Origin of the sequence: Polyangium sp. 6x1, assembly GCF_029946515.1 — a bacterium.
Taxonomy (GTDB): Bacteria; Myxococcota_A; Polyangia; order Polyangiales; family Polyangiaceae; genus Polyangium.
In genome coordinates, this window is record NZ_JARZHH010000004.1 from 23,192 (window position 1) to 50,039 (window position 26,848).

The 26,848-nt window shown below is 68.8% G+C and carries 20 protein-coding genes; 11 read left to right on the plus strand and 9 right to left on the minus strand.

Features of this window, described 5'->3' with window-relative positions:
* Positions 1-18: 18 nt before the first annotated feature.
* Complete coding sequence (locus QHF85_RS06325) at positions 19-2,244, minus strand: DUF4215 domain-containing protein (RefSeq protein ID WP_281326155.1); 2,226 nt, start codon at positions 2,242-2,244, stop codon at positions 19-21.
* A gap of 331 nt (positions 2,245-2,575) precedes the next feature.
* Between QHF85_RS06325 and QHF85_RS06330 the strand changes: the two genes are divergently transcribed.
* Complete coding sequence (locus QHF85_RS06330; RefSeq protein WP_281326156.1) at positions 2,576-3,385, plus strand: DUF309 domain-containing protein; 810 nt, start codon at positions 2,576-2,578, stop codon at positions 3,383-3,385.
* A gap of 30 nt (positions 3,386-3,415) precedes the next feature.
* On the opposite strand, the gene uvrB is transcribed toward QHF85_RS06330, so the two are convergent.
* Entirely contained in the window at positions 3,416-5,572 is a 2,157-nt protein-coding gene (uvrB, locus tag QHF85_RS06335; protein ID WP_281326157.1) for an excinuclease ABC subunit UvrB, read from the minus strand.
* 132 nt (positions 5,573-5,704) lie between these two features.
* On the opposite strand from uvrB, the gene QHF85_RS06340 reads away from it, so the two are divergent.
* The 3 genes from QHF85_RS06340 (at position 5,705) to QHF85_RS06350 (ending at position 10,454) form a co-directional block, all read left to right on the plus strand.
* Positions 5,705-8,617: a TIGR03960 family B12-binding radical SAM protein gene (locus QHF85_RS06340; protein WP_281326158.1), complete on the plus strand. Its 2,913-nt coding sequence runs from the start codon at positions 5,705-5,707 to the stop codon at positions 8,615-8,617.
* A 39-nt stretch (positions 8,618-8,656) separates the two neighbouring features.
* Complete coding sequence (locus QHF85_RS06345; RefSeq protein WP_281326159.1) at positions 8,657-9,451, plus strand: TSUP family transporter; 795 nt, start codon at positions 8,657-8,659, stop codon at positions 9,449-9,451.
* 298 nt (positions 9,452-9,749) lie between these two features.
* On the plus strand, positions 9,750-10,454 hold the full coding sequence (locus tag QHF85_RS06350) for a HAMP domain-containing sensor histidine kinase (RefSeq protein ID WP_281326160.1): 705 nt from the start codon (positions 9,750-9,752) through the stop codon (positions 10,452-10,454).
* Here the strand turns inward: QHF85_RS06350 and QHF85_RS06355 are convergent.
* Positions 10,451-11,629: a VWA domain-containing protein gene (locus tag QHF85_RS06355; protein WP_281326161.1), complete on the minus strand. Its 1,179-nt coding sequence runs from the start codon at positions 11,627-11,629 to the stop codon at positions 10,451-10,453. The genes QHF85_RS06350 and QHF85_RS06355 overlap by 4 nt on opposite strands.
* A 116-nt stretch (positions 11,630-11,745) precedes the next feature.
* Here QHF85_RS06355 and QHF85_RS06360 point away from each other — a divergent pair, with 116 nt between their 5' ends.
* Genes QHF85_RS06360 through QHF85_RS06380 form a run of 5 tightly spaced genes read left to right on the plus strand, consistent with a single transcriptional unit; the run spans position 11,746 to position 15,781 of the window.
* Positions 11,746-12,171 (plus strand): hypothetical protein, encoded by a 426-nt coding sequence (locus QHF85_RS06360; protein WP_281326162.1) that lies wholly within the window; start codon positions 11,746-11,748, stop codon positions 12,169-12,171.
* A gap of 32 nt (positions 12,172-12,203) precedes the next feature.
* Positions 12,204-13,049, plus strand: a complete 846-nt coding sequence (locus tag QHF85_RS06365; RefSeq protein WP_281326163.1) for a ParA family protein — start codon at positions 12,204-12,206, stop codon at positions 13,047-13,049.
* On the plus strand, positions 13,024-13,689 hold the full coding sequence (locus tag QHF85_RS06370) for a hypothetical protein (protein ID WP_281326164.1): 666 nt from the start codon (positions 13,024-13,026) through the stop codon (positions 13,687-13,689). Before QHF85_RS06365 ends, QHF85_RS06370 begins: the two co-directional genes overlap by 26 nt.
* The gene (locus tag QHF85_RS06375) at positions 13,686-14,516 is read left to right on the plus strand and encodes a hypothetical protein (protein ID WP_281326165.1); all 831 of its coding nucleotides are present in this window, start codon (positions 13,686-13,688) and stop codon (positions 14,514-14,516) included. Before QHF85_RS06370 ends, QHF85_RS06375 begins: the two co-directional genes overlap by 4 nt.
* A complete protein-coding gene (locus QHF85_RS06380; protein WP_281326166.1) occupies positions 14,513-15,781 on the plus strand; it encodes a hypothetical protein in 1,269 nt (422 codons plus the stop codon). Before QHF85_RS06375 ends, QHF85_RS06380 begins: the two co-directional genes overlap by 4 nt.
* 12 nt (positions 15,782-15,793) lie before the next feature.
* Here the strand turns inward: QHF85_RS06380 and QHF85_RS06385 are convergent, their stop codons facing one another.
* Positions 15,794-16,687 (minus strand): LysR family transcriptional regulator, encoded by an 894-nt coding sequence (locus QHF85_RS06385; RefSeq protein WP_281326167.1) that lies wholly within the window; start codon positions 16,685-16,687, stop codon positions 15,794-15,796.
* A gap of 106 nt (positions 16,688-16,793) precedes the next feature.
* Between QHF85_RS06385 and QHF85_RS06390 the strand changes: the two genes are divergently transcribed.
* Together QHF85_RS06390 and QHF85_RS06395 are read left to right on the plus strand one after the other, a co-directional pair.
* Positions 16,794-17,945, plus strand: a complete 1,152-nt coding sequence (locus QHF85_RS06390) for a cytochrome P450 (RefSeq protein ID WP_281326168.1) — start codon at positions 16,794-16,796, stop codon at positions 17,943-17,945.
* Positions 17,946-17,950: 5 nt separating this feature from the next.
* Positions 17,951-18,976, plus strand: a complete 1,026-nt coding sequence (locus tag QHF85_RS06395; protein WP_281326169.1) for a ferredoxin--NADP reductase — start codon at positions 17,951-17,953, stop codon at positions 18,974-18,976.
* A gap of 15 nt (positions 18,977-18,991) precedes the next feature.
* Here QHF85_RS06395 and QHF85_RS06400 read toward each other — a convergent pair whose 3' ends face one another.
* The 5 genes from QHF85_RS06400 to QHF85_RS06420 all read right to left on the minus strand — a co-directional run bounded on the left by QHF85_RS06400 (position 18,992) and on the right by QHF85_RS06420 (position 26,794).
* Positions 18,992-19,879 (minus strand): DUF4351 domain-containing protein, encoded by an 888-nt coding sequence (locus QHF85_RS06400; RefSeq protein WP_281326170.1) that lies wholly within the window; start codon positions 19,877-19,879, stop codon positions 18,992-18,994.
* Positions 19,880-19,980: 101 nt separating this feature from the next.
* Entirely contained in the window at positions 19,981-22,431 is a 2,451-nt protein-coding gene (locus tag QHF85_RS06405) for a hypothetical protein (RefSeq protein WP_281326171.1), read from the minus strand.
* Positions 22,432-22,467: 36 nt separating this feature from the next.
* Entirely contained in the window at positions 22,468-23,529 is a 1,062-nt protein-coding gene (locus QHF85_RS06410) for a hypothetical protein (RefSeq protein ID WP_281326172.1), read from the minus strand.
* Between the two features lie 154 nt (positions 23,530-23,683).
* Entirely contained in the window at positions 23,684-25,864 is a 2,181-nt protein-coding gene (locus tag QHF85_RS06415) for an AAA family ATPase (RefSeq protein WP_281326173.1), read from the minus strand.
* Between the two features lie 393 nt (positions 25,865-26,257).
* Positions 26,258-26,794, minus strand: a complete 537-nt coding sequence (locus QHF85_RS06420; protein ID WP_281326174.1) for a nuclear transport factor 2 family protein — start codon at positions 26,792-26,794, stop codon at positions 26,258-26,260.
* Positions 26,795-26,848 lie beyond the last annotated feature (54 nt).

Consider the following 26,848-nt stretch of genomic DNA (forward strand, 5'->3'; position numbering starts at 1 on the left):
GGGGAAGGTGGGCGTGGTTCACTGCGCGAGGCCGAGGAGGAAGACGTTGTCGGCCGCGCCGCCCGCGAGGGCGCCGCCGCCGAAATTGACGGTTCCGACGAACGAGCCAGTGACCCAGGGGGCGCCGGAGGCGTCGACGGCGACGGCCTCGCCGCGGTCGTTGTTCGTGCTGCCATAGCCGCGGAGCCAGACCTGCGTGCCCGTGGGGCTCAGCTTGACGACGAAGATGTCGGACATGCCCGCGGTGGCGATCGTATTGGCGCCGAACCCGACGGCGCTGAAGAATTCGCCCGTGAGAACGACGTTGCCGAAGGCGTCGGCCGTGATGTCCTTGCCGCGCTGCGCGCTCACGGCGCCGAAGCTCTTGCTCCAGGCGTGATTGCCGTTCGGATCGAACTTCACGACGAACCCGTCGTCGGCGGCGACGCTCGTGTAGGTGCCGCCGCCGAGGTCGACCGTGCCCGCATACTGGCCCGTGACGAGGAGGTTGCCGCTCGGATCCGTGGCCACCGCGAGGGCGCGCTGATCCGAGGCGTCGCCATAGCGCTGGCTGAAGAGGTGATTGCCCGTGGGGCCGAATTTCGCGAGGAAGATGTCCTCGCCGCCGGCGCTCACGAGCTGCCCGCCGCCGAAATCGGTCGTGTTTTCCATGGCGCCGACGATGACGACGTTGCCGGCGGCGTCGGTGGCGACGTCGAGGCCTTGCTGGTTCTGGGCGGTGCCGAATCCCTTGGCCCAGAGCGGGTTGCCCGCGTTGTCCATCTTCGCCACGAATGCGTCGAGGTTGCCGCCGCCCGTGAGCATCGTCGCGCCCCAGGGGAACGTGCCGGAGAACGCGCCGGTGACGGCGACGTTGCCCGCGTTGTCGACGGCGATGCCCGAGGAGGTCTGCGTGAACGTCGCGCCGAATCCCTTGGCGAAGAGCTCGGCCCCGGCGGGGTCGAGCTTCGCCACGAAGAAATCGTCGACGCCCGCGCTCGTGAGGGTCGTGGCGCCGATGGTGATCGCCGTGGCGAAGTTGCCCGTGACGAACGCATTGCCCTGCGCGTCGACGGCGATGCCCGTGGCGCTCTGATCCCCGGCGCCGCCGTACGCCTTCGACCAGACGTGGTTGCCCTGCGGGGTGAATTTCGCGACGAACACGTCGATGCCGCCCGCGCTCGTGAGCGTGCCGCCGCCGAAATCGATCGTGCCGGTGAAATTGCCCGCGACGAGGACGTTGCCCATGGCGTCGACGGCGATCGCGAGCCCCTGCTGGGCACTGGCGTCGCCGAAGGATTTGCTGGCCACGTGCGCGCCGGTGCACGCGGGCGCCACGCCATTGCAATCGTCGTCGACGGCGGTGGCGCAGTTCTCCAGCGAGGGGAGGATCTCGCCGAGGCAGGGGCCGTACGATTTGCCGTCCGCCGCGCAGGTCTTGGTGCCGCCCTTGCATTGGCCGACGTTCTCGGTGTTCATCGGGCCCGTGTAGCAATTCGTCGTGGTGCCGGGCATGCAGACGCAGCCAATGCTGTCGTCGGGCGTGCCGTCGCAATCCTGGTCGACGCCGTCGCAGGTCTCCATCGCGGGGACGACCTCACCGACGCAGGCGCCCCAGGCGCCGCTCGCGCACGTCTGGGTGCCGCCGACGCAGATGCCGACGTTCTCGGTGCCCGGCGGGCCCATGTAACAAGGCTGCGTGGTGCCGTCGATGCAATCACAGCCCTCGTCCGGGGTGCCATTGCAATCGTTGTCCATTCCGTCGCAAATCTCGGGCTGCGGAGCACAGCAGGCGCTCGGCTCGCCGGTGCACTGATACCCTGTTTCGATGGCGCACGCGGCGTCGCAGCCGTCGCCGGGCATCGTATTGCCGTCGTCGCAGGCTTCGGCGCCTTTCACGAGGCCGTCGCCGCAGATCGGCGTGCACACGGAGGGCGCGCCGGTGCAGTCGAACCCAGCCTCGATGGCGCACGCGGCGTCACAGCCGTCGCCCGCCGCCGTATTGCCATCGTCACAGGCCTCCCCCTGGACCACGCCGTCGCCGCAGACGTCGGCCGTGCCCCCCGCGCCGCCGGAGCCACCCATGCCGGCCATTCCGCCCGTACCGCCCATCCCGCCCATCCCGCCGGCCCCGCCCATTCCACCGCTGCCGCTCGAGCTCGAGTTGCCGAGCGGGAGAGGGCCATCGTCGCCGCAACCGGCGGCGCCGGCGAGCGCGACAGCCGAAAGGAGGAGGACCAGGCTCGTTCGTGTCGTTCCGATCATGAAGTTCTCTCCGAAGAATGTTGTCGTCCGATCCAGAGACGCCCAAGAGAGCGTCTCGCAGCGGATGCATCCACGATGCGGGACACCGACGAAAGGCGAGCGGTAAAAGAGCGACGGCGTCGATCGACGCGTCCGAGCTTCGGCCCCGTGATCCACGGAGTGTGAGGTGGATCGGGTAGGCGCTGCACATGTCCCCGGACAGACCCGAAGTGTCGATCGGTTGGCGCATGCGCGTGGTCACGAGCCCGCTCGGTCGACGAGAGATCGGCGGAGGAGCACGCACCCGCCCTTTCAAACCCCTAACGGGTCGTGTATCGTCTCCCACGCCGCCATGGCCGACGACGCGAACGAAGATCGTGAAGCTGCTTTCAATCGGGGTCTCGAGGCGTACCGCGCGGGTTGCCATTTCGACGCCTACGACATCTGGACGCAGGTCTCCCAGGACGAGCCAAACGAGACAAACCGCCGCTTTTTGCAGGCGATCATTCATGTGACGAACGCGATGCACAAGGTTCGTCACAACGCGGAGCTCCGCGGATCGGTGCACCTGCTCGAACGCGCACTCGTCAAGCTCGACGCGCTGCCCGATGTCTACGGCGGGCTCGATCTCGCCACGTTCCGCGATGCGACGCGCACCTCCCTCGCGGAGCTCAAGCGCCTCCTGTCGGTCGCGCAGAAGAACCTGGAAGACGCGTTCATTCCGCCGCTGAAGACCGTGGGCGCAGGGCCCGTGCTCGTGCCGCGGGCATCGCTGCCGTCGAACGACCCGGAGACGCTGTTCCAGAGCGGGCTCGACGCGTACGCCGCCGAGCGGTTTTACGACGCGCAAGAGATCTGGGAGGAGTACCGGCGCGCGCAGCCGGATACCGATCCATCGCGCGAGCTCGTCAAGGGGCTGATCCTCGTGGCCACGGCGATGCACAAGCTGTATCGCGCCAAGAGCCCGAGCGGCGCAGCCCAGCTGCTCGAGCTCGCCCTCGACCAGCTGCGCGAGACGCCCGAGGGCACGGCAGGCTTCGACACGAAGGCCCTCGTCGAGGACGTGTCGCGCGTGCACGCCGACATCGAATCGCTCGAAGCGGCGTGCGCCGAGGGGCCGATCGAGGCCCGCTACATCCCCGCGATCCGCCGCAGCGAGTGAGATCGCGCCGGGCCCGAAGGCCGCCGCCGCTCAGCGGTAGCGGCCTCGGCCCGTGCCCGTGCTGCCGTTGCCACGCGCGCTCGACTTCTTCGCGCCGCCGCGCGCCGCCGGCGCCGCGCCCGACTTGGCCTTCGCCCGAGGCTTGGCCTTGGTCACCGGGGGCGCGGCCTCCTCGCCCGAATCCGCGAGCTCTCCCTTGAGCGTCCGGAGCTGATCACGCAGGCGCGCGGCCTTCTCGAACTCGAGGTTCTCGGCGGCGGCAAACATTTCGAGGCGCAGCGCTTCGATGCGCTCGGCCAGATCGGCGGCCGTAGGCGCTGTGTCCTTGCCCGAAGGCCCAGCGCCGCGCGCGCCGCCCTTGGGGACGGCGTAGTAGTCGCGCGCGCCGGAGGTCGGCGAGAGATCGAGGATCGCCTTCGTGACCGTCGCAGGCGTGATGTTGTGCGCGACGTTGTACGCGCTCTGCAGCTCGCGGCGGCGGTTCGTCTCCTGGATGGCGTAACGCATCGCGTCCGTCTCGCGATCGCCGTACATGATGACCTCGCCCCGGACGTTACGCGCGGCGCGGCCGATCGTCTGGATGAGCGAGCGCGGGCTGCGGAGGAAGCCTTCCTTGTCGGCGTCGAGGATCGCCACGAGCGAGACCTCGGGCAGATCGAGGCCCTCGCGCAGCAGGTTGATGCCGACGAGGACGTCGAACTCGCCGCGCCGGAGGTCACGGAGGATCTCCACGCGTTCGAGCGTGTCGATGTCGGAGTGCAGGTAGCGGACCCGCACGCCGAGCTCCGTGTAGTACTCGGTCAGATCCTCGGCCATGCGCTTCGTCAGCGTGGTGACGAGGATGCGCTCGTTCACGGAGACGCGCTCGCGGATGCGCTCGAGCAGGTCGTCGACCTGGCCGGAGACGGGGCGGACGACGATCTGCGGATCCGTGAGGCCCGTCGGGCGGATGATCTGCTCGACGACGACGCCGCCGGTCTTCTGGAGCTCGTAGTCGCCGGGCGTGGCGCTGACGAGCAGGACGCGGTCGTAGTGCGACTCGAACTCCTCGAACTTGAGGGGACGGTTGTCGAGCGCGCTCGGCAAGCGGAAGCCGTACTCGACGAGCGTCTCCTTGCGCGCGCGGTCGCCGCGGTACATCGCCGCGACCTGCGGGATCGTCTGGTGCGACTCGTCGATGATGAGCAGGAAGTCCTTGGGGAAGTAGTCGATCAGCGTGGGCGGCGGCTCGCCCGGCTTGCGGCCCGAGAGGTGGCGCGAGTAGTTCTCGATGCCGTTGCAGAAGCCCATCTGCTCGAGCATTTCGAGGTCGTACATCGTGCGCTGCTCGATGCGCTGCTTCTCCAGGAAGCGGCCGGCCTTGTCGTAGAAGTCGAGCCGGTCGCGCAGTTCCTCGCGGATCGAGGCGATGGCGATGCGGAGCTGCTGCTGCTCGGTGACGTAGTGCGAGCCGGGGTAGATCGCGATGCGGTCGAGCGTGCCGAGCACCTTGCCGCGGACGGGATCGACCTCCTTGATGGCCTCGATCTCGTCGCCGAAGAACTCGACGCGGATCGCGATGTTCTCCTCGTACGCGGGGAAGATCTCCACGACGTCGCCGCGCACGCGGAAGGTGCCGCGGTGGAAGTCGATGTCGTTGCGATCGTACTGGATGTCGACGAGGCGCCGGAGGAGCTCGTCGCGACGAAACTCCTGGCCGCGCTCCATCTTGATGAGCAGGCCGTGGTAGCTCTCGGCCGAGCCGATGCCGTAGATGCAGCTCACGGAGGCGACGATGAGAACGTCCGGCCGGGACAGGAGCGCGTGCGTGGCCGCGTGGCGCATCCGGTCGATGGCGTCGTTGATGATCGCGTCCTTCTCGATGAAGGTGTCGCTCGACGGGACGTACGCCTCGGGCTGGTAGTAGTCGTAGTAGCTGACGAAGTAGTGGACGGCGTTGTTCGGGAAGAGCTCGCGCATCTCGCCGTAGAGCTGGGCCGCCAGCGTCTTGTTCGGCGCGAGGACGAGCGTCGGGCGCTGGAGGCGCTCGATGACCTTGGCCGCCGTGAACGTCTTGCCGCTGCCCGTGACGCCGAGCAGGCACTGGAACGTCTCGGCTCGGCCGAACGCCCCGCAGATTTCCTCGATCGCGCGAGGTTGGTCGCCACACGGGGTGAAGCCTGAGACGAGCTCGAAACGCCTTGACACGAGGGCGGGCAACCTAGTCGCCAAGTGGAGCCTGCGCAACCCGGCGCCCCCATGCGCAGCTTCGGCGCACGCGATCCTTCTCGCTGCGGTTTTCGCGTGCTACCCGAATGAACCTTCGCCCGAGGTTTTCCCATGGCAGACGCTCCCGCAGTTCTCGATGGCCACCCGTACGCCGCTTTCCTCGATCGGGTGGAGAAGCCCGCGCGTTACACGGGCGGCGAGGTCGGCTCGGTCGTCAAGGACTGGTCCAGTGTGGAGGCGACGGTCTGCCTCGCGTTCCCCGACGTCTACGACATCGGGATGAGCCACCTCGGGTTCAAGATTCTCTACAAGCTCCTGAACGACGATCCGCGCACGCTGGCCGAGCGCTGCTACGCGCCGTGGAAGGACGTCGAGGCAGAGCTACGAGCCCGGAACATTCCGCTCGTTTCGTTGGAAAGCAAACGAAAGCTGCGGGACTTCGACGTGGTCGGTTTCTCGCTTCAGTTCGAGCTGACGTACACGAACGTCCTGCTCATGCTGGACCTCGGCGGCGTGCCGCTGCGTTCGTCCGAGCGCGGCGAGGACGATCCGCTTGTCATCGCGGGCGGGCCGGTGGCGACGCACCCCGAGGGGCTGAGCGCGTTCATCGACGCGGTGGTGATCGGCGACGGCGAGGAGAAGGCGACCCAGGTGGCGCTGACGTGGACGCGGCTGAAGAAGGCCGGCGTGCCGCGGCGCGAGCGGCTCGTGGCCCTCGGGAAGCTCGGCGCGGTCTACGTGCCCTCGCTCTACCGGACGGAGGAAGATCCGGAGACGGGGTTTCAGGTGGTGGTCGCGCCGAGCGAGAAGGGTCTGCCTTTGCCGGTCAACCGCGCGCTCGTCGATCTCGACAAGTACCCGTTCCCCGCCGTGAGCCCGACGGGCGGGCCGGAGGCGATCTTCGACCGCGTGTCGATCGAGATCGCGCGTGGTTGCACGGAAGGATGCCGCTTCTGCCAGGCAGGCATGATCTACCGGCCCGTGCGCGAGCGCGACCCCGAGCAGGTGGTGAACACGGTGCTCGAAGCGGTGCGCGCGTCGGGCAACGACGAGGTGTCGCTGACGGCGCTGAGCACGGCGGACGTGTCGTGCATCTCGCCGCTCATCAAGAAGGTCGCGGACAAACTCGCGAAGGAGCGCGTGAGCATGAGCGTGTCGTCGCTGCGCGCCTACGGCCTCGAGCCCGATCTGCTCGACGAGCTGAAGCGCGTGCGCGCGACGGGCCTGACGTTCGCGCCGGAGGCAGGCACGCAGCGGATGCGCGACGTGGTGAACAAGAACGTCACGGAGGAGCAGCTCCTCGAGACGGCCGAGCGCATCTTCTCGCGCGGCTGGGACCGGATGAAGCTCTACTCGATGATCGGCCTGCCGACCGAGGAGGACGCGGACGTCACCGGGATCGTGGAGATGGGCGCACGCACGGCCGGCGTGGGGCGCAAGATCGGCAAGAAGAACGTGGAGGTGACGGTGAGCGTGTCGACGCACGTCCCGAAGCCCCACACGCCGTTCCAGTGGGCCGCGATGGACACGCTCGGCGAGGTCTCACGCAAGCAGGACCTGCTGCGCCAGACGGTGAGGCCCCACCGCAACGTGAAGCTCAAGACGCACGGCGCCGAGGCGAGCGTGCTCGAAGGGATCTTTGCGCGAGGTGATCGGAGCCTGTGCGACGTGCTGGAGCGCGCGTATCGGAACGGAGCGCGCTTCGACTCGTGGGACGATCGGCTGCGGCTCGACGTGTGGGAGGAGGCCTTCACGCACTTCGGGACGGATCGGTCGCGGTTCCTCGGCACGATCCCCGTGACTGCGCGGCTGCCCTGGGACCACATCGACGTCGGCCTCGAAGAAGGGTTTTTGGCGCGCGAGTACCGGAAGGCGCTGCAGAGTCGGTTGAGCCCGCCGTGCGGGAAGGTCGCGGGGACGTTCGTGCACCACACGAACGTGGACGACGCGGTCGCCGATCAACGCAGGCTCGTCTGTTACGACTGCGGCGTGGCCTGCGACATGACGCAGATGCGAAACGAGCGGGTCGACTTCCTCCGCAGGCTCGGCGCGAACAAGCGGCTGCCGCTGGTCACGGACCCGCCGGTGGCGCCGCCGGTGGTCGAGGTGCGCGCGGAGGACGGCGAGGACGAGGCGATCGAGCAGGCGCCCGCGCCGGTGAAGAAGGCCCCGCCGATGAAGGGGCGCGGTGGGTTCTTGTATCGGATCCGGTTCGAGAAGACGGGCGCGATGGCGCTGCTCGGGCACCTCGACGTGGTGCGGGAGCTGCCGCGGGTGTTCCGGCGCGTCGGCGAGCGGATGGTCTACACGAAAGGCTTCCACCCGAAGCCCGACATGATCTTCTCGCCGGCGCTCTCGCTCGGCGTGGCGAGCCTCGACGAGTACGCGGACGTGCGGCTCGAACGCGCGCTGGAGCCTGCCGAGGTCGCGTCGCTCGTCGAGCGGATGAACGCGGCGAGCCCCTCGGGCCTCCGGTTCCGCGGCGCCGCGCTGCTCGGGTCTGAAGACGCAGCGATCTCGCGCGTGATTCGGGGCGCAAGGTACGTGCTCGCGCTCGCGCGTTCGGCGCTCGTGGTGCCGCCGGGACAAACGGCCGAGGAGACGCTTTCGGCCGCGTGCCGCGCGGCGATGGCCGCGTCGACGCTGCCGATCCGTCGCGAGATCGAGGGGATCGGCAAGGTCGTCGACGTGCGCAAGTATCTGCTCTCAGCCGAGGTCGGCGGCGCGGACGCGCGCGCGGCGCTCGAGCGCGCGGGGCTCTTCGGAGACCTCGTCACGCTCGACGTCTTCGTGGAGATCACGGGCTCGGGCGCGGCGAAGTCGTCCGAGATCGCGGCCGTGATCTGCGGGGAAGGCGGCGTCGCACCAGCGCACCGCGCCATCCGCCTGGAGCTCTTCGGCGGCGCCCCGGACGCGCGCTTCTCGCCGCTCGATCTCGCCGCGGTGAAGAGCTCGTTCGCGCGGGAACGTGCAGCCGCGTCCGCCGCCCCTGCACCCGTGCTCGCGTCGGCCGACGCCGAGTGACAGCGGGTTCGCTTTTGGAGTAGGAACGCCCTCGCGTTCGTGCTCGTCCTCCCGCTCCTCTGCGCGGTCGCCCTCGCCGCCGGTCTGATCGACGCGATCGCCGGCGGCGGTGGTCTGCTCACGGTGCCCGCGCTGCTCGTGGCGCTCGCCGATCCGCGCCTCGCGCTCGGCACGAACAAGGGGCAGGCCGTCTTCGGCTCGGCCGCGTCGCTCCTCTCGTTCGTGCGCGCGGGCCGCGTCGACAAGAAGCGCTTCTGGCCGACGTTCCTCGCCGCAGCCCTCGGCTCCGCGGCGGGCGCGCGCGCCTTGCTCGCGGCGCGCCCCGAGGTGCTGCGCCCGATCGTGCTCGTGCTCCTCCTCGGCGTCGCCGTCTTCTTCGCGTCACGCGGGAGGCGACGGCCGAAGGCGCTAGCGTTGCCCGACGCGCCGCCTCCCGCGCCGAAGCCGTGGGCGGTCGCGGAGCGTCGTCCGCTCACGACGGCCGTGGTCATCGCGCTCGTGATCGGCGCGTACGACGGCTTCTTCGGGCCGGGCACGGGGACGTTCCTGATCCTGCTCTACACCACGGCGTTCGGTGACGACCTCACGCGCGCGACGGCCAACGCGAAGGTCGCGAACTTCGCCTCGAACCTGGCCGCGATGGTGAGCTTCGCGCTCGCCGGACGGATCGACTTCCAGCTCGCGTTGCCGATGGCGGTGGCGCAAGCCGTGGGCGGCGTCCTCGGCGCACGCGCGGCCGTGAAGGGCGGCGAGCAGCTCATTCGCTCGGTCGTCCTGCTCGTCTCGCTCGCGCTCGCGGCGCGTCTCGCCTACCAGCTCGTCGCGGGCGGCTGATTTTCTCCGCCCCGAGCGTCCGCGTGCCGAAGTGCTGTGCGCAGAAGACGACCCACCGATGCGACAGCGTTGTCAGAGGAGGCGCCTTCGCACCCCCGGGCAGGACGCTGGAAATGCGGGCGAGCGCGCGCGGCCCGGCTCTTGCTCGATGTCCTCGTCGCAGCGCGCGAGCGCTCCTTTCTTTGCTTCGCTTGGATCGGTTCCCCCGGCGTCGGCGTGCAATGGCAGCGAGTCGACGAGGACCACGCCGTCGCCGGGGGACCTTGCTTCTCGCCGCTTCGCGCTAGACTCGCGCGCCGTGACGACCGCACCCGATCCGAACGATCGAGACGCGCGCGCGGCGGCCCTCGCGATCGCAGGCGCCCTCGGGGCAGGGGTGGCGCACGAGCTCAGGAACACGCTCGCCGCGATCGAGTCGGCGCTGTACCTCGCGCGGCGCCACGCGGAGGATCGAGCGCGTCTCGGCGAGCACCTCGCTCGCGCGGAGAACGAGGTGCGCAAGGGGCAAGCGGTGATCGACCGCGTGCTCGGCATCGCGCGCGGCGAGCCGCTCGACGTGGAGCCCGCGTCCCTCGCTGAGATCGTGGCCTCCGCGGAGCGAGAGCTCTTCGACGTGAACGCGACGATCGAGGTGCGCGTGACGCCGCCGGATCTGGAGGCCGCCTGCGATCGGATCCTGATCGAGCGGGTGATCGCGAACCTGCTCCTGAACGCGCGTGACGCACTCGAAGGCCGCGCGAGGGGACGGATCGTCGTGCGGGCGTACGCATCCGGCGAGGCCGTCGTGGTGGAGGTCGAGGACGACGGGCCGGGGATCGATCCGGCGCTTGCGCCGCGCATCTTCGAGCCGTGCGTGACCAGCAAGCCGACGGGCACGGGGCTCGGCCTCGCCTTGTGCCGCGTCATCGCGCAAGCGCACGGCGGCACGATCGAGGCGCTCTCCGCGCCCTCGGGAGGCGCGCTCTTCCGGCTCACGTTGCCCGTGAAGGACGACGCGTCCTAGCGCCGCGTGCGCCCGCCCCGGACGAGCTGCGCCACGGCTTCGCCGAGCCCTTCGAGCGTGAGCTGGTACATCGGGAACACGTCCTTCACGATCTGCACCGTGCCGTGCGACCAGCCGCTCGGCGGATCCGGGTTCAGCCAGATGGACCGTTCGAAGTGCTCGCGCAGCATCGCGAGCCACGCGACGCCCGGCGTCCCCGCGTCGTCGCCCCAGCCCGCCGCGCCGAGCAGCTCGTAGGGTGCCATCGACGCGTCGCCGACCATCACGAGCTTGTAGTGCTTGCCGCACTCGTGGATGAGGTCCCGCACGTTCACCGGGTCCTGAAAACCCTCGGTCTTGTAGACCTTCCCGTAGACGCAGTTGTGGAAGTAGTACGTGCGTAGCTCCTTCCAGTGCGTCGCGCGCTTGGCCGCGCTGAAGAGCTGCGAGACGGCGTGCGCGTACGGATCCATCGAGCCGCCGACGTCCATCATCAGGAGGACGCGCGTGTTCGGCCGTCGCGGCGGCCTCGTCACGACCTCGAGCTCGCCCGCGTTCCGCGCCGTCGCGTCGATCGTCCCCTCGACGTCGAGCTCCTCGTGGGCGCCTTCGCGTTCGAAGCCGCGGAGCTTGCGCAGCGCCACCTCGATCGTCCGCACGTCGAGCGTGATGTCGCTGCGGTACGAGCGGTACTTGCGCGCGTCCGCCGTGTGGATCGCGCTCTTGCCGCCCGAGCCGCCGCCGACGCTCATCCCCGACGGATGGAAGCCCGCGCGGCCGAACGGCGACGTCCCGCCCGTGCCGATCCACCGGTTGCCCCCGTCGTGACGCTCCTTCTGCTCGCGCAGCCGCTCCTCGAACTGGCGCAGCACCTCTTCGAGGTCGAGCGCCTCGATCATCGCCTTCTCTTCCTCGCTGAGCTGCCGGAGCTGCTTCGGATCCTGGAGCCACGCCTGCAGCTCCTCCGCGATCTTCTTCGCCTCCACGTGCACGCCGCGGAAATGTTTGGCGAAGGCGAGGTCGAAGTCGTCGAGGTGGGCCTCGGAGTGCACGCAGAGGGCGCGCGCCACGTGGTAAAAACCTTCGAGCGACGCGTCGTGCAGCCCCGCGGCGAGGGCACGGCCGAGCGCGACCGCCTCCTGCGTCCCGACCGGCACCTGCCTCCCGCGCAGCTCGTACAGGAAATCGAGGAACATCCTGGGCTGAGCTTAGCCTCTTCCGGCTCCTCCGCTCCCCGTTCCGGACGTCCCACGCGTGTCCGGAATGCGCTCGCGGCTCCCCTCCGCGCGAGCTCTTGTGTATGGTTCCCAGAATGGCGAACAAGGAGGAACTGGTCCAGACGGTCAAGGTCATCGTCAAGCACTGGCGCGATGGCCAGCTCGACGAGGCGTACGCGGGATACCGCGACCTCTTCGCGAGGCCGGATTTCGCGGAGCATCGGCCGGAGGACCAGAGAAGCGCGTTCAAGCTCATGATCATGGCGAAGGGCGCGCCGAACCCCGAGCGGCCCACGGACGCGATGCGCGATGCGCATCTTGCCGCTGTGTCACCCCTCACGGACCTCGTGTCGGCCCACGGCGATCCGGCCGATCACGAGATGCTCGGCATGTGTCACGTCGTGCTCGGCAACATCGAGAGCGCGAGCGCGATCTTCCGGGCTGGGCTCGCGATCGAGCGTCAAAGAAATCCGCAGTCGGATCTCTGCGGCTCGCTCATGAAGCGGATCAGCCTGATCTAGTTCGTCGCCGCGCGACACCACCTTTTCGCGTGGTGTCCTGCTACGATGGCGCGAAGAGCATGCACGTCATCTGCGTGGCCAGCCAAAAGGGAGGCGTCGGTAAGACCACGATCTCGCTCAATCTGGGTCTCGCCCTCGCCCGGGCCGGTCACCGCACGCTGCTCATGGAGCTCGACGCGCAAGGCAGCCTCTGCCTCTCGCTCGGGCTCCCCGACCGCGCGCGGCCCGGCATCGCAGAGGTGCTCACGGGCGCCGAGCACATCGGCAACGTCCTGCTCCGCACCCGTGATCCGCAGCTCCACGTGCTCAGCGTCGGGCGCGTCGATCCCACGACCGTCGCAGGTTTCGAAGAAGCGCTCACGCGCACCGGCATGCTCACCGGCATGCTGAGCAAGCTCGAGAGCGAGTTCGACATCGTGCTCCTCGACTGCCCCGCGGGCCTCGGCAAGGTCACGTCACGCGCGCTCGAGGCCGCGTCGCACGTGCTCTCGCCGCTCCAGGCCGAGCCGCTCGCGCTGCGCTCCGTCGGCCAGCTCCTCGCGCTCATCGACCGCGTCCGCGCCGAGAAGAACCCGCGCCTCACGTTGATCGGCATCGTGCTCTCGATGTTCGATCGTCAGACGCCGGCCTCGCTCGAGGTCGCCGAGACGCTGTGGACGCGTTTCCCGGGCGGCATCATCCTCGACAGCGTGATCCCGCGTGACGAGGTGTTCCTCGAAGCGTCGCTGCGCGGCTCGCCGCTCCTGCTCATGCAGAAGCGACCGCCGCCGCTCGCGCGTGTCTTCGATCAGCTCGCGAACGACGTGCTCGATCGCCTCGACAGTCAGGGCGGCGCCGCCACGGAGGAGGACGATGGCCCGATCCCGCTCCTCGTTTGACCTCACGAACGCGATCGCGGCCGCGACCTCGCTCTCGGGGGAAGAGAAGGGCAAGAAGAAGGCGCCCGCCGTCGAGCCGCTGCCGCCCGATCTCGTCTCCTTCGATCCCGGAGCGGCCGCGCCGGCGACCGAGGCCTCGCCGGCGCCGCTCCCGGAGGCGCTGCCGCGCGGCGGGCAGGTCGCCGCCGCCGCCGACCCGGACGCACACGCGGGCGATTCGCCGCGGAACCTGCCGAAGCTGCCGGATCTGTCGGGCATCACGAGCCCCGTGAAGCGCTGCGAGAAGATCGTGCAGTGGATCGGCGAAGCCACGGGCGCGACCGACGTCTTCCTCGCCGACGCCGCGGGCCTGCCGCTCGCGGGCGCCGTGAGCGACACCGAGGCGAAGCTCGCGGGCTCGGGCCTCGTCGCCTCGTCGATCGCCTCGCTCGCGTCGGCGGTGCCCGGAAACCTCGGCGCGACCTTCGAGATGCACATCGGCGAGGGGCCGTGCTTCCAGCTCATCGGCTTCCAGGTCGGCGCGACGCTCTTCTTCGTCGGCCTGAACCGCACGCGCCCGCTCACGCCCAACCAGTCCCTGGGGATTCGCCACGCTTGCCGGCACGCGCTCGGCGACGCGCTGCGCACCGGAGGACCATGACGGCGAGGCCTGCTCGGCCGAAAGGAGCTCCCGCCGGCGCGTCCCTCGTCGAGCAGCTCGCCGCGAGCGCCGACGGCGTCGAGGCGATCGTCGTGTTCCACATCGCCGATGGGAAGATTCACGCGGCCTGGATCCGCCCGGGATCCGGCTACACCGCGGGCGCCGTCACGCAGAGCCTGCGCGAGGTCTACAAGACGAGCCAGGTCCACGCGCGCCGGCTCGATTTCCTCTCGCCCTCGCCCATGCTCGATCCGGGCTCGGCCGACCTCTCCGATCCGCTGATCACGCTGGAGATGCCCGGTCGCGTGATCGTGCTCCGGCGCGTGCACAGCCACGTGGTGGCGGTCTCCTTCGACGGCACGGTGCCGCTCGGCTTCGTCCGCTACCACGCGTCGCGGATCTCCATGACGCTCCGGCCCGAGCTGCCGCCGGAGTCGATCACGCCGCCCTCGGGCGTGCCTGCGGTCTCGACGCCGCCGCCGACGGTGAACGTCGTCTCGAAGCCCGCGCCGGACGAACCCGAGCACGAAGAGCCGGCGCGCACGCTCGCGTTTCCGGCGAGCGGCTCGGTCGTCGTGCGTTCGTCGCGTCCGCCGCCGCGCGGCACGAAGGCGGAGATCGATCGCGCGACGAAGCTGCTCGCGTACCTCGACGCCCACGCGCCCGATCCGCACGTCGTGCGGCTCCGCGTGTCGCTGCGCGCGGGCATCAAGCCGATCGCGCTCGACCACCCCGAGTCGCTCGGCGCCGACGCGATGGTCCTGCTCGAGACCGCGGCGGAGGACATCCTCGGCATCGACCGCGCCGAGCTCCGGAGCAAGTTATGAAGTCGCTCGGCGAGCTCGTCCGCGACTTGCAGCCGCACTCGCTCCTCACGCTGAGCGACCAGCTCGTCTACGTCCAGAGCCACCACCACGCGATCTTCCTCGACCAAACGATCTCCGACGCGCTCGGAGGCGAGGGCTGGGCCGTGCGCAAGCAATCGGCCTTCGAGAGCTCGCATGCGCTGCTCGAAGCGGTCTTCAAGGCCCAGAGCGTCGAGGGCGCGAAGGACCGGCTCGAAGCCGCGTCCGCGCTCTTCTCGGCGATGGGCCACGGGAGGCTCGTGTTCGACGTGACGGCCGAGGGCGGCATGGTGCGCGGCGAAGCGCTCTTCTACGGATCGAGCTTCGCCGAGAAGTACGGCAAGATCGTCCGCCACAAGCAGCCGGTCGACTCGTTCGCGGCGGGCTTCTCGGCGGCGGCGGCGAGCCTCGCGTTCCCCTCGGACTGGGGCCATTTCGAGGCCGAGGAGGTCAACTGCGTGGGGCGGGGCGACGGCGGCTGCGCCTTCACGCTCGCGCGCCGCCCGGAGAGGCCGCGGCTCGGGACGGCGGTCACGCGCCAGGTCGTCGCGGGGCTCCCGCTCAAGGCGCCGCCGCTCGACGCGCCGGCCTCGCAGTATCCGCACGCGATTCCCACGGCGATGCGGGTCATCCGGAACCTCGCGGCGACCGAGGAGGGCGCTTTGCGGGCGTTCGGCGTGCGCCTCGCGCTCGTGCCGGTCGGGTACGTCAATCAGATCACGTTCGACACGATGCACCTTTTGGAGAGCCGCACGCCGGAGCTCGTGCCGGTGTACGCGGCGCTCGTGCGTGAGGCTGCGCAGGCGGGGTCGTTTCATTTGCTTGGCGGGGTGCTCTCCTCGCCGGAGTGGGCGATTTCCTCGAAGGCGACGGGGCCGGTCGAGCATCGGCTGGAGAAGCTTCTGTCGATCGCCCGCGTGCTCGGCTGGGGCCGCTGGTATTCGGTCGAGTTTTTCCCGGGCCAATCGCTTGTCGTGCGGAGTCCGACCACGCAGGAGAGCATCTATTACGGCACGCGTTATGGTGCGTCCGTGCGAAACCGCCTTTTCTTTCAGCAAGGCGCGGTCCTCGCCGTGATGCAGCTCCTCCACCGGGTGGATTTCGCGGGGCCAAACCCGATCAGCGCGGCGTCGTACGCGGCGCTCTTCGGCGGCGGCGGCGTGCGGTTCCATGTGGAGGAGACGCGCTCGCCCCTGCGCGGCGACGATATGTGCGAGATCGTGGTCGAGGTGCTCTCCGAGCGCTGAGCGGCCCTGCGATCACCTGGTTCGCGCGCCGCCGGCCTGGCGCAGGTGGCGCAGCGCTTTTTCGATGAGGACCCGGATTCGACGTCCGCGCTTCGAATCGTTGAGGCGTTGTCCCATCGACAAGAAGAGCTCCCCTTCGGCGCCGATCTCGTCTTGCAGCACCGGGACGAGCTCGCTCGTGGCCGCGAAAGGGATGTCCGGCAAGAGCCCGATGCCCCTGCCCGCGACCACCATCTCGAGCGCGGCGTGCATACTGTTGGACACGAACCACGGACTCACCCGCGAGCCCCTGCCGGCCCGCGACGGCCAAAAAAAGGGAGAGACGCCGCCGGGAATGCGTAGCGCGATGCAGGAATGCGCGGCGAGGTCCGCGGCGCGCGTGGGCGTGCCTCGCGCGGCGAGATAGGCCGGCGCCGCGAAGCATCGCCACGAAAATTGCAGGAAGGAGCGACAGTAGAGGGTGCCGTCGGTGGGCGGCACCAGGCCGACCACCAGATCGAAATCGTCTCGAATGGGGTGCATGTCCCGGTCCGTGTAGACGATTTCCAGCCCGAGACCGGCGAGCGCCTCGTCGTCGGGCTTCAGAAGGGGCTCGAGCAGATCCATGCCCACGCCGGGCGGCACGGCGGTGCGCAGGCGGAAGTGCGTGCTCGCCTGGAGCGTGGCTTCGACTTGCCGCGCGGCGTCCACGAGCGGCGCACCTTGCTCGATGAGGAGCCTTCCCGCCTCGGTGAGACGAAGATGCCGCTGGCTTCGCTCGACGAGCCGCACGCCGAGCGCCTCCTCCAGCAGGGCCACGCGACGGGTGAGCGTCGTGCGCGGAAGCCCGAGCGTCCGGCTCGCGTGCGCGAGGGAGCCGTCCCGCGCAATGGCCATGATGATGACGACGGCGTCGAGATCGAGCATCGCCCGCGAACATACACGAGTGATGGGGGCGCGTGACCGGGATCGGTCATCTCTTGCCCGGATCCCGTCATTGCTGCATGCCGACGGCCGATTCATTCATGTGCGCATGCTCCTCGACACCCAGATCTTGCTCGACCCCTTCCCGATGTACCGAGAATTCCGGGAAAAGGCCCCCGTCCTCTGGGCGGAGGTCATGGATTCGTGGCTCTTGTTCCGATACGAGGACGTCAAGCGCGCGATGGAGGACGCCGACGCATTCTCATCGGAAAACCCGCTGAAGATGCAGCCCGATGCATTTTCGACGGCGTCCATGGTCTTCCAGGACGACCCGAACCACGCCCGCCTCCGCGCATTCGCGCAGCCCGCCTTCACGCCCCGTCGTGTGGCCATGCTCGAGCAGCGGATCCAGGAGCTCTGCGACGAGCTGCTCACCGAAATGGCGGACAAGGGCGGGGCCTTCGATCTCGTTCGCGCGTTCACCGGCCCCTTGCCGGCCATGGTCATCGCCGAACTCCTCGGCGTCCCGCGCTCCGATTTCAGGACGTTCCAGCGCATCGCGGACGATGTCGTCCACATCGGCACCAAGGGAAAGCAAGAGCAGGCGCAGCGGGCCGGCCGGGAGCTCGCCGAGTATTATGCCGCCCTCGTGGCCGAAAAGCGGCGCACGGGCGCCCTCGGCAATGACCTGACCAGCGACTTCCTTCGCAGCCAGGGCGCCGGCGCGAATTTCTCCGATCGCGAGCTCGTCGCCATGGGCCCCCTGTTCCTGTTCGCCGGGCACGAGACCACGACGAACCTGCTCAACAATACGGTGCGCTGCCTCAGCGAGAACCCGGAGGCCAAGGCGTTCCTCCTCGCCGATCTCGGCCGCGCGCCGATGATCCTCGAGGAAGTCCTGCGGTGCCGTGGCCCCGCCACCGGCGCCCCGCGCATCGCGCGCCGCGACATCGAGCTCCACGGCGTGACCCTTCCCGCCGGCAGCCGCGTCTGGCCTCTCAGCCTCGCCGGGAACCGCGACCCGCGCGTCTTCGACGATCCGGAGCGCTTCCTCCCCGATCGCAACCCCAAAAACATCCTCTCCTTCGGCCGTGGCATTCACAAATGCCTCGGCGAGCCCCTGGCGCGCCTCGAAGCGAAGATCGCAGTCCCCGCGCTTTATCGTCGTTTCCCCGAGCTCCGCGCCGATCCGGAGCGCGCGGCGGTGCCGACCCCGTCGCCCCTCATTCATGGCTGCCTCGAGCTCCCCGTTCGGGTCTGAAGGCCATGAACCTCGAACGATTCCACCTGACGGTCGAATCCGTGCGAAGGCCGACGCCCTCGTCGGTCGAGCTCGTCTTCGCCCCGCCGCCCGCGCCGGTCCCGCATCGCGCCGGCCAATACCTGACGTTCCACGTCCCCGTCGACGGGCGCGTTCATCCGCGCGCTTATTCGCTCGTGGGGAGCCCAGGCCGCGCGGACCCGCTCTCCATCATCGTCAAGCGGGTCCCCGGCGGCGTCGTGTCCAATCACCTGTACGCGCACGCGGCACCAGGCTCGACATTGGCCGTCTCCGGGCCGCAGGGACGTTTTTGTGTCGAGCCGCGCGCCGGGGGGCGACACGCGGCCCTGGTCGCCGGGGGCAGCGGAATCACGCCGATCCACGCCATGACGCGCGAGCTCTTGCATGGCGAGCCGGACACCACGGTGTCGCTCTTGTATTGCAACGTCGCGCCGGAGGAGATTATCTTGCGCGCCGAGCTCGATCGCCTCATCGAGCAGAGCGGGGGGCGATTGGACGTCGTACACGTTCTGGAGCGAGGCGCCGCGGACACGGGCGGGCTCCCGGGGCGCCTCGACGCCGCGCGAGCGACCCAGTTGCTCGGCGAGCTCGCTCAGGGAAAAGCTGCCGAATTCTACATATGCGGCCCCGAGGGCCTGATGGCGGTCGTGGGCGAGGCGCTGCGAGCGCTCTCCGTACCCCCCGAGCGCATCTTCCAGGAGTTTTTCGTCCGTCCCGACGCGGCGGGCGACACGCAGGCGCAGCTCATCACCTTGCGGCTCGACGGCAAGGAGCATTCGGTGCCCGTCCCGGCGGGCGCGACGATCCTCGAAGCCGCGACCGCGGCGGGCCTATCCATCGAGACCTCGTGCCGCGTGGGAGATTGCGGCACCTGCAAGCTTCGATGCCTGTCAGGAGAGGTCGAGCAGTCGTGCGTGGAGGGGTTGAGCCCCGACGAGGAGCAATCGGGGTACGTGCTGGCCTGCGTGGCCCGCCCGCGCACGTCGGGCGTGCGGCTCGTGGGGCCTTGACCTCGACGAGACCGTTTACTCGTCCGCGATGACCTCGTCCGCGCTTTTCGCGACGAGCAGGCGCGTGGCGAAGGACTCGAGCGCCTGCGTATCGGCTGCTTCGACACGGTCGACGACGGCGGCCGGCAGCTCGCCGAAGCGGCTGCGGAGGAGCTGGAGAAGGAGCGAACGCTGGCCCTCCTTGAGCCCCTCCTTGAGCCCCTCCTTCCGTCCCCGCAGGGCGCCGCGCTCCTCGGCTCGTCGTTCCCACATCTCCAGGACATCCTGCGTACTCATCAGAAATTCCTCATCCGAAGGTGTGACAGGACCGGACTCCGCCTCGATCCGGAAGCGTACCAGGATCGGCAGGGCCGTGCATCGCTCGAAGTCGTCGTCGCCGAGGGTCCGGAGCTCCGCGATGGCCCGCCGCAGGGTTCGTCCACGACCCATGAGCCGCAGGAGCAAGGTCGACCGCTCCTCGGGCAGCTCGTTTGCCGCCACGACCGAGGTGGCGAAGCCGGACGGGATGGCGTAGACGCCGCTCGGCCACGCTCGCTCGCGCCGCGCGCCCAGCGCTCGGAGCCCCTTCTGCGGCCGACCCGACGAGAGGATCCATTGCCGCGGCAGCGGGACGGGCGGATCTTTCCCCGCCAGGATGTGCCTCAGGTTGAGGTGCTTGCGCACGCACGCGATGAGCTCGCCGTCGTCCGGCGTCTCCGAGAAGACCTCGAACGTGCAGGCCGATCGACCCATCCGGCCGAGCAACGTCGACGCGATCGGCGAGGGGCGCGCGGGGTCCGGCACGTAAAACCCATCGACGCGTTGTGGATCAGGGCTGACCTCGATCTCGGGCCCGAACACGCCCGAAGGCTCGAGCGCTGCGCAGAGGATCTGCTTGCAGGCCTGATCGTACCGGTTGTGCACGCGCCCCACCGTGCCAGGACGAACCACCCACGTCAAGAATCGCGCGTTCCCGGACGAACCCGCGCCACGCTCCCCGCGTTTGGCCGGACCATCCTATCCCGCTACGGCTTCCCCGCCACCCACCGGATCCTCCTCCGCCCCGACCGCGTATCCTCCCACGCCACCACCATCCCCCCGAGCCCATTCCCTGCGGCCGCAGGCCCTGTCTGATAACTCGGCCCGTCCCCGCCGTCGTCGAGGCGCCTCTCCGCCCCGAAGCTCGCGCCACCGCCGACGCTCGTCGCCAGGTAGATGTCTTTCCCGCCCGTCCGATCGTCCTGCCAAACCGCGCCGAAGCTCCCCGCGCCGAGCGCCACGACTCTCGGCCGAAACGCGCTCGCTTCGGCGGGACCCTCGCCGAGCTTTCGGCTTTGACCGAGCACATTGCCAGAGACCAGCGACAGACGCGCCGTCGCATTTCGTTCCCGTCTCCGCACGTCGCTCCAGCCGAGCGCGACCGTCACCGCGCCTCCGCCGGGCACGAAGATCAGCGAGGGATCGTCGTGCAGGCGTTCGGGTGCGTCCGTGCCGTCGTCGACACGCACCGGCGCCCCGAAGCTCAAGCCTCCGTCGGCCGAACGCGCGAGGAAGACGTCCCAGCCATGGTTGCGGAAATCGACCCAGGCGACCGCCACCTCGTCGCCGAGGGCCGCGACCGCTGGCGCCCACTGGTTGTTCCGGATGTTCGTGCCGGGATGCATGTTCGTGCCCTCGATCGGCTGGGCCTCGAAATCGAGCGTCCCTTCCGGCGCGCGCGCCAGGATCACGCGCTCGTTCCCCGACGAACCGTCGACGTAGGCCAGGAGCACCCGGCCCTTCGTGATCGCGAGCGCCGGGAGCCAGGCATCCGGCGTCATGCCCTCCGACGGCAGGAAGACCGGCGCGCCGAAGGTTTTTCCGCGGTCGGTCGAGAGCACGCAAGCCACGCGCGCCCCAGCCGCGCCGCGCTCCTGGTACGCCACGTACACGTGATCCCCCGTCGCGAGCACGGCCGGCGTGATCTGCGCCTCGCCCCCCGACGCCGCCGGGTGCGGCGTGCCAAACGTTTTTCCCTCGTCCTCCGACGTCGCCACGAGCACGCGCGTCGCCCCGCGGGATCCCTCCTGAAACGCGAGCACGACCGGCCCGCCGCCGCTCCACGCGAGCGCCGGATGGCTTTGCTCCGCCTCCCCGCCTGGCAACGCCTGGCTCGCGCCGAGCGCGCCCGGAGCGCCTGCGGCCTCCGCGGGGAAGGGGAGCGCCGGATCGAGGTCCGCGGCGATCACGGTCTCCACGTATTGGTTTGTCTGGGCGCCGCCCGGAAGGAGCGCCTCCCCCACGGCGCGGAGCGCGGCCCGGCGTGATTCGAGCGTCGCCGCTGGATCGTTCTCCGCGGGATCCGGCGCCACCCACGGCGCGACCTCGATCACCCCGCTCGCCTCGTTTTGCCCGACATACGCGCGCCGCGCCTCGCCGGGCACGGCGTCGCCCACGACGATTGATTGCCCGTCGAACGGCAAATCGAACAGATTGCCCGTGAGGTGCGGGACGACGCCATATCGAAGCGCGCCGTGCTTCTGCACCGCGGCCATCGCGCTCTGGCCGAGAATATCGGGCCCCCACGCGTCCGGCTCGTCCGCGCTCTCGGGAATCGTCCATCCGGCGAACGCCTCGGGCTGAAAGAAAACATCGGCCCCGAGCGCCGCGAGCCGATCCACCATGTCCGGCATCCACGCGTCCTTGCCCGTCACGATGCCGACCCCGAGCGGACCCACCTCCACCGGAGCCGCCTCGCGGAGCGGCCCCGGCGTGAGCGCGAGATCGACCTCCTCCATGAGGATCGGATAAGGCTTTTTCCGGGTCGCGACGATGGCCCCGTCGGGCCCGTACACGAATGCCGCATTGTACACGGCCGGGTCGCGCGCCACGTACACGTACGAGCCGTCTTGCAGATCCGGATCCGCGAGCGCCTCGATCTCCGCCGGATCCTCGCTCCGCTCGACGAGCCCGCTCACGGTCGTCGACGAGACCAGCCACGCCCCCGTCTCCTTCACGATCGCCTGGTTCGTCTCGTCAAACGCCCGCCAGGTCGTGTCCGTGAGCCCGAGCAGGATCTGCGTGGGCAGCGGCGTCTCAGGCCATTTCGATTTGTAGAAATCGATCGGCTTCGTGTATTGCCCGCCGAGCGTGAGGAGCGCCGCCGGGAATTCGTCGCTCGACGCCCGCGCCGTCTGCCCGCGGCTGCCCACGAAGCCAGCCGAGAGGCCTGTGTTTTCCGGGAACACGATGACGTTCGGCCGATCCGCCGCGAGGCACGGCGAGACGCGCGCCTGGACGAGGCCGACGAGGTGCGCGCGGTAGCCCTCGTAGCTCTCGAAATGCGCCGGATCGACCCGCGGCTGCACGACGAAGACCCGCGCCCCCGTCTCGCCGAGCTCGGCCGTGGGACAAGCGTCGTCGCGGCCGCCCGGCAGCGGCGACGCGCCGCAGCCGACGAGCAGGATACCCAATACGCCTAGAAGTGCGCCGCGCATGGCTGAATCCTAGTCGGCCAGGGGGCGAACGAGCAATCAGGAAAGGAAGGTACGGAGGACCTGCTCGAGCCCCCCTGCCTCCTCCATGCACCCCTTCGCACCGACGAAGACGACGGGATCGATATCCCGGACGTGGCCCATGACACGGCCGGGACAAACGATGACCACACGCGCGCCGCGGTCGGCGAAGACGTGTGGCTTGTGGGCGATATAGCCATGCATCTTGAGATGCGAGGCAGCGAGGTAGCTGAACTCCTCGCTGTTCTTGGCGTCCAGGTAGAGGGTCCGGTGTGTCGTGTGTCTCCGGTGGGAGAGACGAATGTCGGGGCGAATGGCGGTGCGCTGCCCGAAGTAGTGAGCCATCACATCATCGTGATGGCCGGACCCCGCGCTCTGATCGAAGTAAAGGTGTAGGACTTCGTCTCCGCGGGACCACTCGAAGACGTGCTCGCGGTCGGCCTCGATCAATGCATCCTTGCGTGTCGCCCCGGGGAAGAGTGCATCGATCCGTTCGGCGAGCGCCAGCAGGACGAAGATCTCGAACCGCCGATCGTCCGACACCGGTACGAGTGCAAACTCGTGCATCGATGCCGCCAGCGCTCGAAGCGACGGTTGCGGCAGAAGTTCGTCATGCCCAGCGAGCACCCGGACGGCCTGTTTCACTGCATCGAGAGGGTTCGCCACTGCGGACGCACGCTCTTGGGGCGCAGGCGCGCGGACCGGCAGGTCCCGCAAGGCCGCATGGGATGCCGCGCTCGACGCTACGCGGTGCATCTCCGGGAGAAGGCTCGTCCAACCCTTGCCCGCAGGCAGGCTGGCAGGATGGAGATCGTCAATGGCGCCGAGCACGCGCGCCACGAGCCACCGCATGAGGATGAGCTCGGCCCGCTCGAACGTACGCCGCGGCGCCGTACAGACGAACGTCGTCGTGTCCTGTGTTCGACTTTGCGCTGCGAATGTACGCGCCCAGTCGACACGCCCGCGTGCGCCGCCGTGGCGTTCCGTGATGTCTCGTTGCGTCGTCGGCAATACGCTGCGCAGGAATGCAGGCAAGGTCTCCACGATGAACGTGGCGGTCCCGATGGTCGGATCCAGCAAGAAGCCGAGCTCCGCGAGGCGCGTGAGCGCGCCTGCGCTCTCCGTGAGGCGCGCGAGCGCCGTCTCGACGGCGGGCAGGGGGCGAGGTTCTCCGCGCGCATCACGGAGGAGATAGCGCGGAAATCGATCCCGCAGGAAGCTCTCCCATGCGGGCTCAGTCATCGGGCCAGCGCACGTGGGAGAAGTTCGAGCGGAAGCTACGCTGGAGCGAGCGGGCGAACGTCGGCTCTTCGGAGAAGAGAGAGCCGATCAGCCTGTCCGCGTCGCGCGCGTCCGCGTCACCGAGGCCCTCGAACTGCGGGAACACCAACATCTCCAGGCCTTCGCCGACGGCGCGTGGTGCGCTCGCGATCCGTGCGTGCGCATAAGAGAGCACATCTAGCAGCATCGATGGGCCAAGATCCACGAACCGGCCGAGGCCGTTTTTCTTGGAAAACACGCGCAGCGCGAGCGCGCGCTTCTCGGCGTCGGCGCAACGCTTGGCGCCCTCTGTTTCGCACAATTTCTGGAGGAAGTCGTCTTCGAGGGCGGGGACGGTGATGACGGCGAAGCGCCGCAGGAACGCATACGACAGGCGAAAGAGGCTCGCCTTGTCGCGCACGTTCATCGTGGCGATGAGGCGGAACCAGGGGCCGAAATGGTAATGGGTGGCGTCAAAGCCGATCTCGATTGGCTCGTCGCGGCCATCCACCTCGCGCGTATAGGCCGTGGTCACGGTTCCGCCCGCGAGGACGGTGAACAGCTCGCCGAAGCATTTGTCCACGTCCGCGCGATTGAGCTCGTCGAGGACGAGCCAGCGGCCCTCGTGCAGGGCGCGCGTGACGACGCCTTCGCGAAAGCGGAGCCCGCCTTCGCGTCGCTGGGCCCAGCCGCCGATCGTGTCGTAGGTCGTCCAGTCGGCGGAGGCCGTGGCTGTCAGCGGCTCGTAGAGCGAATGGACCTCGCTCGCGTGCATAGCGATGCGCTCGGCGAGCGTGCTCTTCGCGGTGCCGGGTGGGCCGACGAGGAGGAGGTGCTTGCCCGCGTTCAGCGCCGCGCAGCAGCGCTCGACGAGGCCGTCCGGGAGGACGAGGTCGCCGAGCTTCACGGCGGCGGGGTCGAGCCTGATGTGGGTGATGTCGCGGAAGGACGCGGTCTCGATCGCGTCGTCACCCCCATCTACATCGGTATCGACGGACGGCGCATCCTTCGAAGAGCTTGCCTCGGGCAGGTGCGCGCGGGCGACGTCCGTGACCATGTAATGACCGTTGTCGTTGTGGAGGAACCCGAGGCCCGTGAGCCAGTACGCGCGAGTTTGCGGCTGCGCATCCGTGTCCCACTTCGTCCCGAGCGCCTGATTCAGGTGTTTGCGCAGGGCTCCGACCCGCGCGCCGGGGTTCTGCGCGAAAAACGCGAGCGTCTCCTCGAAGCCCGTATATCGGGCGGCGAGCTGCCGGTAGATGCGCAGCGGGTCGGGTCCCGCGATGAACTGCGTCCCGAAGTCCGTCGCCACGAGCACTCCATCGCGGACGTCGAAGAGGTCCAGGTTCTTGCAATGCCGCAGCATCTGACCGGCGCGTGTGACGCCCACGCCATACATTTTCGAGACGAACGCAACGAACTGGTTCTCGGAGGGCTGCGCGTCGACCACGGTCTCCGTCCATTCGCGGAGGGTGTCGAGGAGCTTGGTAGGTCCGCCGGGCACGTTGTTCAAACCGGATAGCTTTCCTTCGGGGCGCGGTGTGGCCTCGGGATATTCATCGTCCGATATAGGTGAATTGTCGCCGTCGATGGCGAAGAGGGGGGCATCGTGGATCCGCTCACCGCTTCCACGATCGAGGAAGTGCGCCTTGATGACCGCGAGGCAGACGATCCGCTTCAGCGTCTCTTTGGGCTCAGGCGTCCACGTTTGCTTGCGGATGTCGAACGTCCCGAGGTCCACGGACGACGTATTCGGCAGGCCGCTTCGGGCTGCGAACCAGATCGAGCGCTTGCTGTATTCCCGCGCCTTGCCGTCGTCGCCCCCCTTCGATCGGATCGTGTTGTAGGCGATCAATCGCGCAGGTTGCTCGTTCGCGATAGCGCCTTCGACGAAGGCATTGAAGTTGGAGTAGATGGCTTGCCCGCGGCCCGCGTTGACGTTCAGCGCGACTTGCGAGCCAACCCTCAACGAGATCTGCAATGTCGTGCGCCCCGTGCCCCAGTCGCACTGGACCATGCGCTGGTGGCCGACGGCCTTTTCGCTTGAAACTGTTACCTTGCGTCCGTCGATGAATACCTGAGACGGCGTCTCCGCCTGCAAGAGCTGCATCAACGCGTCACGCGCGATATCGGAGGCGCTTCGTTCCGTCGACATGTCTCGGCAGATGATACACGAAGCCCCTTCCCGATGCGCGGTCGAACGCAGGCGGATGCGTGGTCCCGCGACGTCGCGTCGAGCCCGGCAAGCCGGCTGCGATGAGCCTGGCGTCGGCGCGGGCGTGGTACTCAGGCGATCGTGGCGGCTCCCGCAGCGAAGGAGGAGGGTTTGGCTGGCGCTTGCGAAGTGTCCTGCGCCATCGCGGGTGCGTTTTTCGGCGCCCGAGTTCTCACCCGCACGGGCGCTTGCGCTTCAGGGGATGATCTTGGGCGCAGGCGTCTCGGACGCGGCCGCTGCGCGCGGTCGCGGGCCGTTTTATCTTGATATTGACGGAGCGTCGAAGGCAACTGCCAAATGGCGCGTCCTGTGGGAGTACAACAAGCGATGCGTCTAGCGCTGCGCGCGCTGGATGAGCTCGTTCATCGGCAGGACCGGGTCGAGCATCTGGCGAGCGCAATCGGCGCCGCGCACGGGCAGAGAGCCGTCGATGAGCCCCGCCTGGAGCATCACCGTCCCCATGTCCCAGTAAAGATTCTCCTGCGCGACCTTTCCGTCTTCGAACTGAATGATGGCCACCATCGGCACCTCGATGCGTCGATTCGTCGGCGGCACGCCGGGCAGGATCCAGTCCATCTGGACCGAGTGGGTGAAGCGGAGGACCATCTCGTCGACCACCCGATTCTGCCCCACGGTGCGAGAGATCGGCACCGTCTCGATGTCCGGGGGGAGCTGATTGAGAAAATGGCGCGAGTAGAATTCCCTCATCTCGTCCAGGTTCGAGGCGCCCACCATGAGCGGCACCACGTTCACGCGCGGCGTCGCCGTCATGGTCCGCAGCGTCGCCTCCGTGTCCTTCTCCGCGAACTCGCTCCGGAGGTGTGCATCCCATACTTCCGTGAGGACGTTCGGATTGATATTCGTCGTCATCGATGTCGTGTCCTTCGGTCTGGGTCCGGAGACGCGGGGATGCATTTACCCGAC

What these genes read in the sequence shown, in the direction of transcription:
- QHF85_RS06325 (WP_281326155.1), bottom strand. Translation starts at nt 2,244, where the DNA reads ATGATCGGAACGACACGAACGAGCCTGGTCCTCCTCCTTTCGGCTGTC.
- QHF85_RS06330 (WP_281326156.1), top strand. Translation starts at nt 2,576, where the DNA reads ATGGCCGACGACGCGAACGAAGATCGTGAAGCTGCTTTCAATCGGGGT.
- QHF85_RS06340 (WP_281326158.1), top strand. Translation starts at nt 5,705, where the DNA reads ATGGCAGACGCTCCCGCAGTTCTCGATGGCCACCCGTACGCCGCTTTC.
- QHF85_RS06355 (WP_281326161.1), bottom strand. Translation starts at nt 11,629, where the DNA reads ATGTTCCTCGATTTCCTGTACGAGCTGCGCGGGAGGCAGGTGCCGGTC.
- QHF85_RS06360 (WP_281326162.1), top strand. Translation starts at nt 11,746, where the DNA reads ATGGCGAACAAGGAGGAACTGGTCCAGACGGTCAAGGTCATCGTCAAG.
- QHF85_RS06370 (WP_281326164.1), top strand. Translation starts at nt 13,024, where the DNA reads ATGGCCCGATCCCGCTCCTCGTTTGACCTCACGAACGCGATCGCGGCC.
- QHF85_RS06375 (WP_281326165.1), top strand. Translation starts at nt 13,686, where the DNA reads ATGACGGCGAGGCCTGCTCGGCCGAAAGGAGCTCCCGCCGGCGCGTCC.
- QHF85_RS06380 (WP_281326166.1), top strand. Translation starts at nt 14,513, where the DNA reads ATGAAGTCGCTCGGCGAGCTCGTCCGCGACTTGCAGCCGCACTCGCTC.
- QHF85_RS06385 (WP_281326167.1), bottom strand. Translation starts at nt 16,687, where the DNA reads ATGCTCGATCTCGACGCCGTCGTCATCATCATGGCCATTGCGCGGGAC.
- QHF85_RS06390 (WP_281326168.1), top strand. Translation starts at nt 16,794, where the DNA reads ATGCTCCTCGACACCCAGATCTTGCTCGACCCCTTCCCGATGTACCGA.
- QHF85_RS06395 (WP_281326169.1), top strand. Translation starts at nt 17,951, where the DNA reads ATGAACCTCGAACGATTCCACCTGACGGTCGAATCCGTGCGAAGGCCG.
- QHF85_RS06405 (WP_281326171.1), bottom strand. Translation starts at nt 22,431, where the DNA reads ATGCGCGGCGCACTTCTAGGCGTATTGGGTATCCTGCTCGTCGGCTGC.
- QHF85_RS06415 (WP_281326173.1), bottom strand. Translation starts at nt 25,864, where the DNA reads ATGTCGACGGAACGAAGCGCCTCCGATATCGCGCGTGACGCGTTGATG.
- QHF85_RS06420 (WP_281326174.1), bottom strand. Translation starts at nt 26,794, where the DNA reads ATGACGACGAATATCAATCCGAACGTCCTCACGGAAGTATGGGATGCA.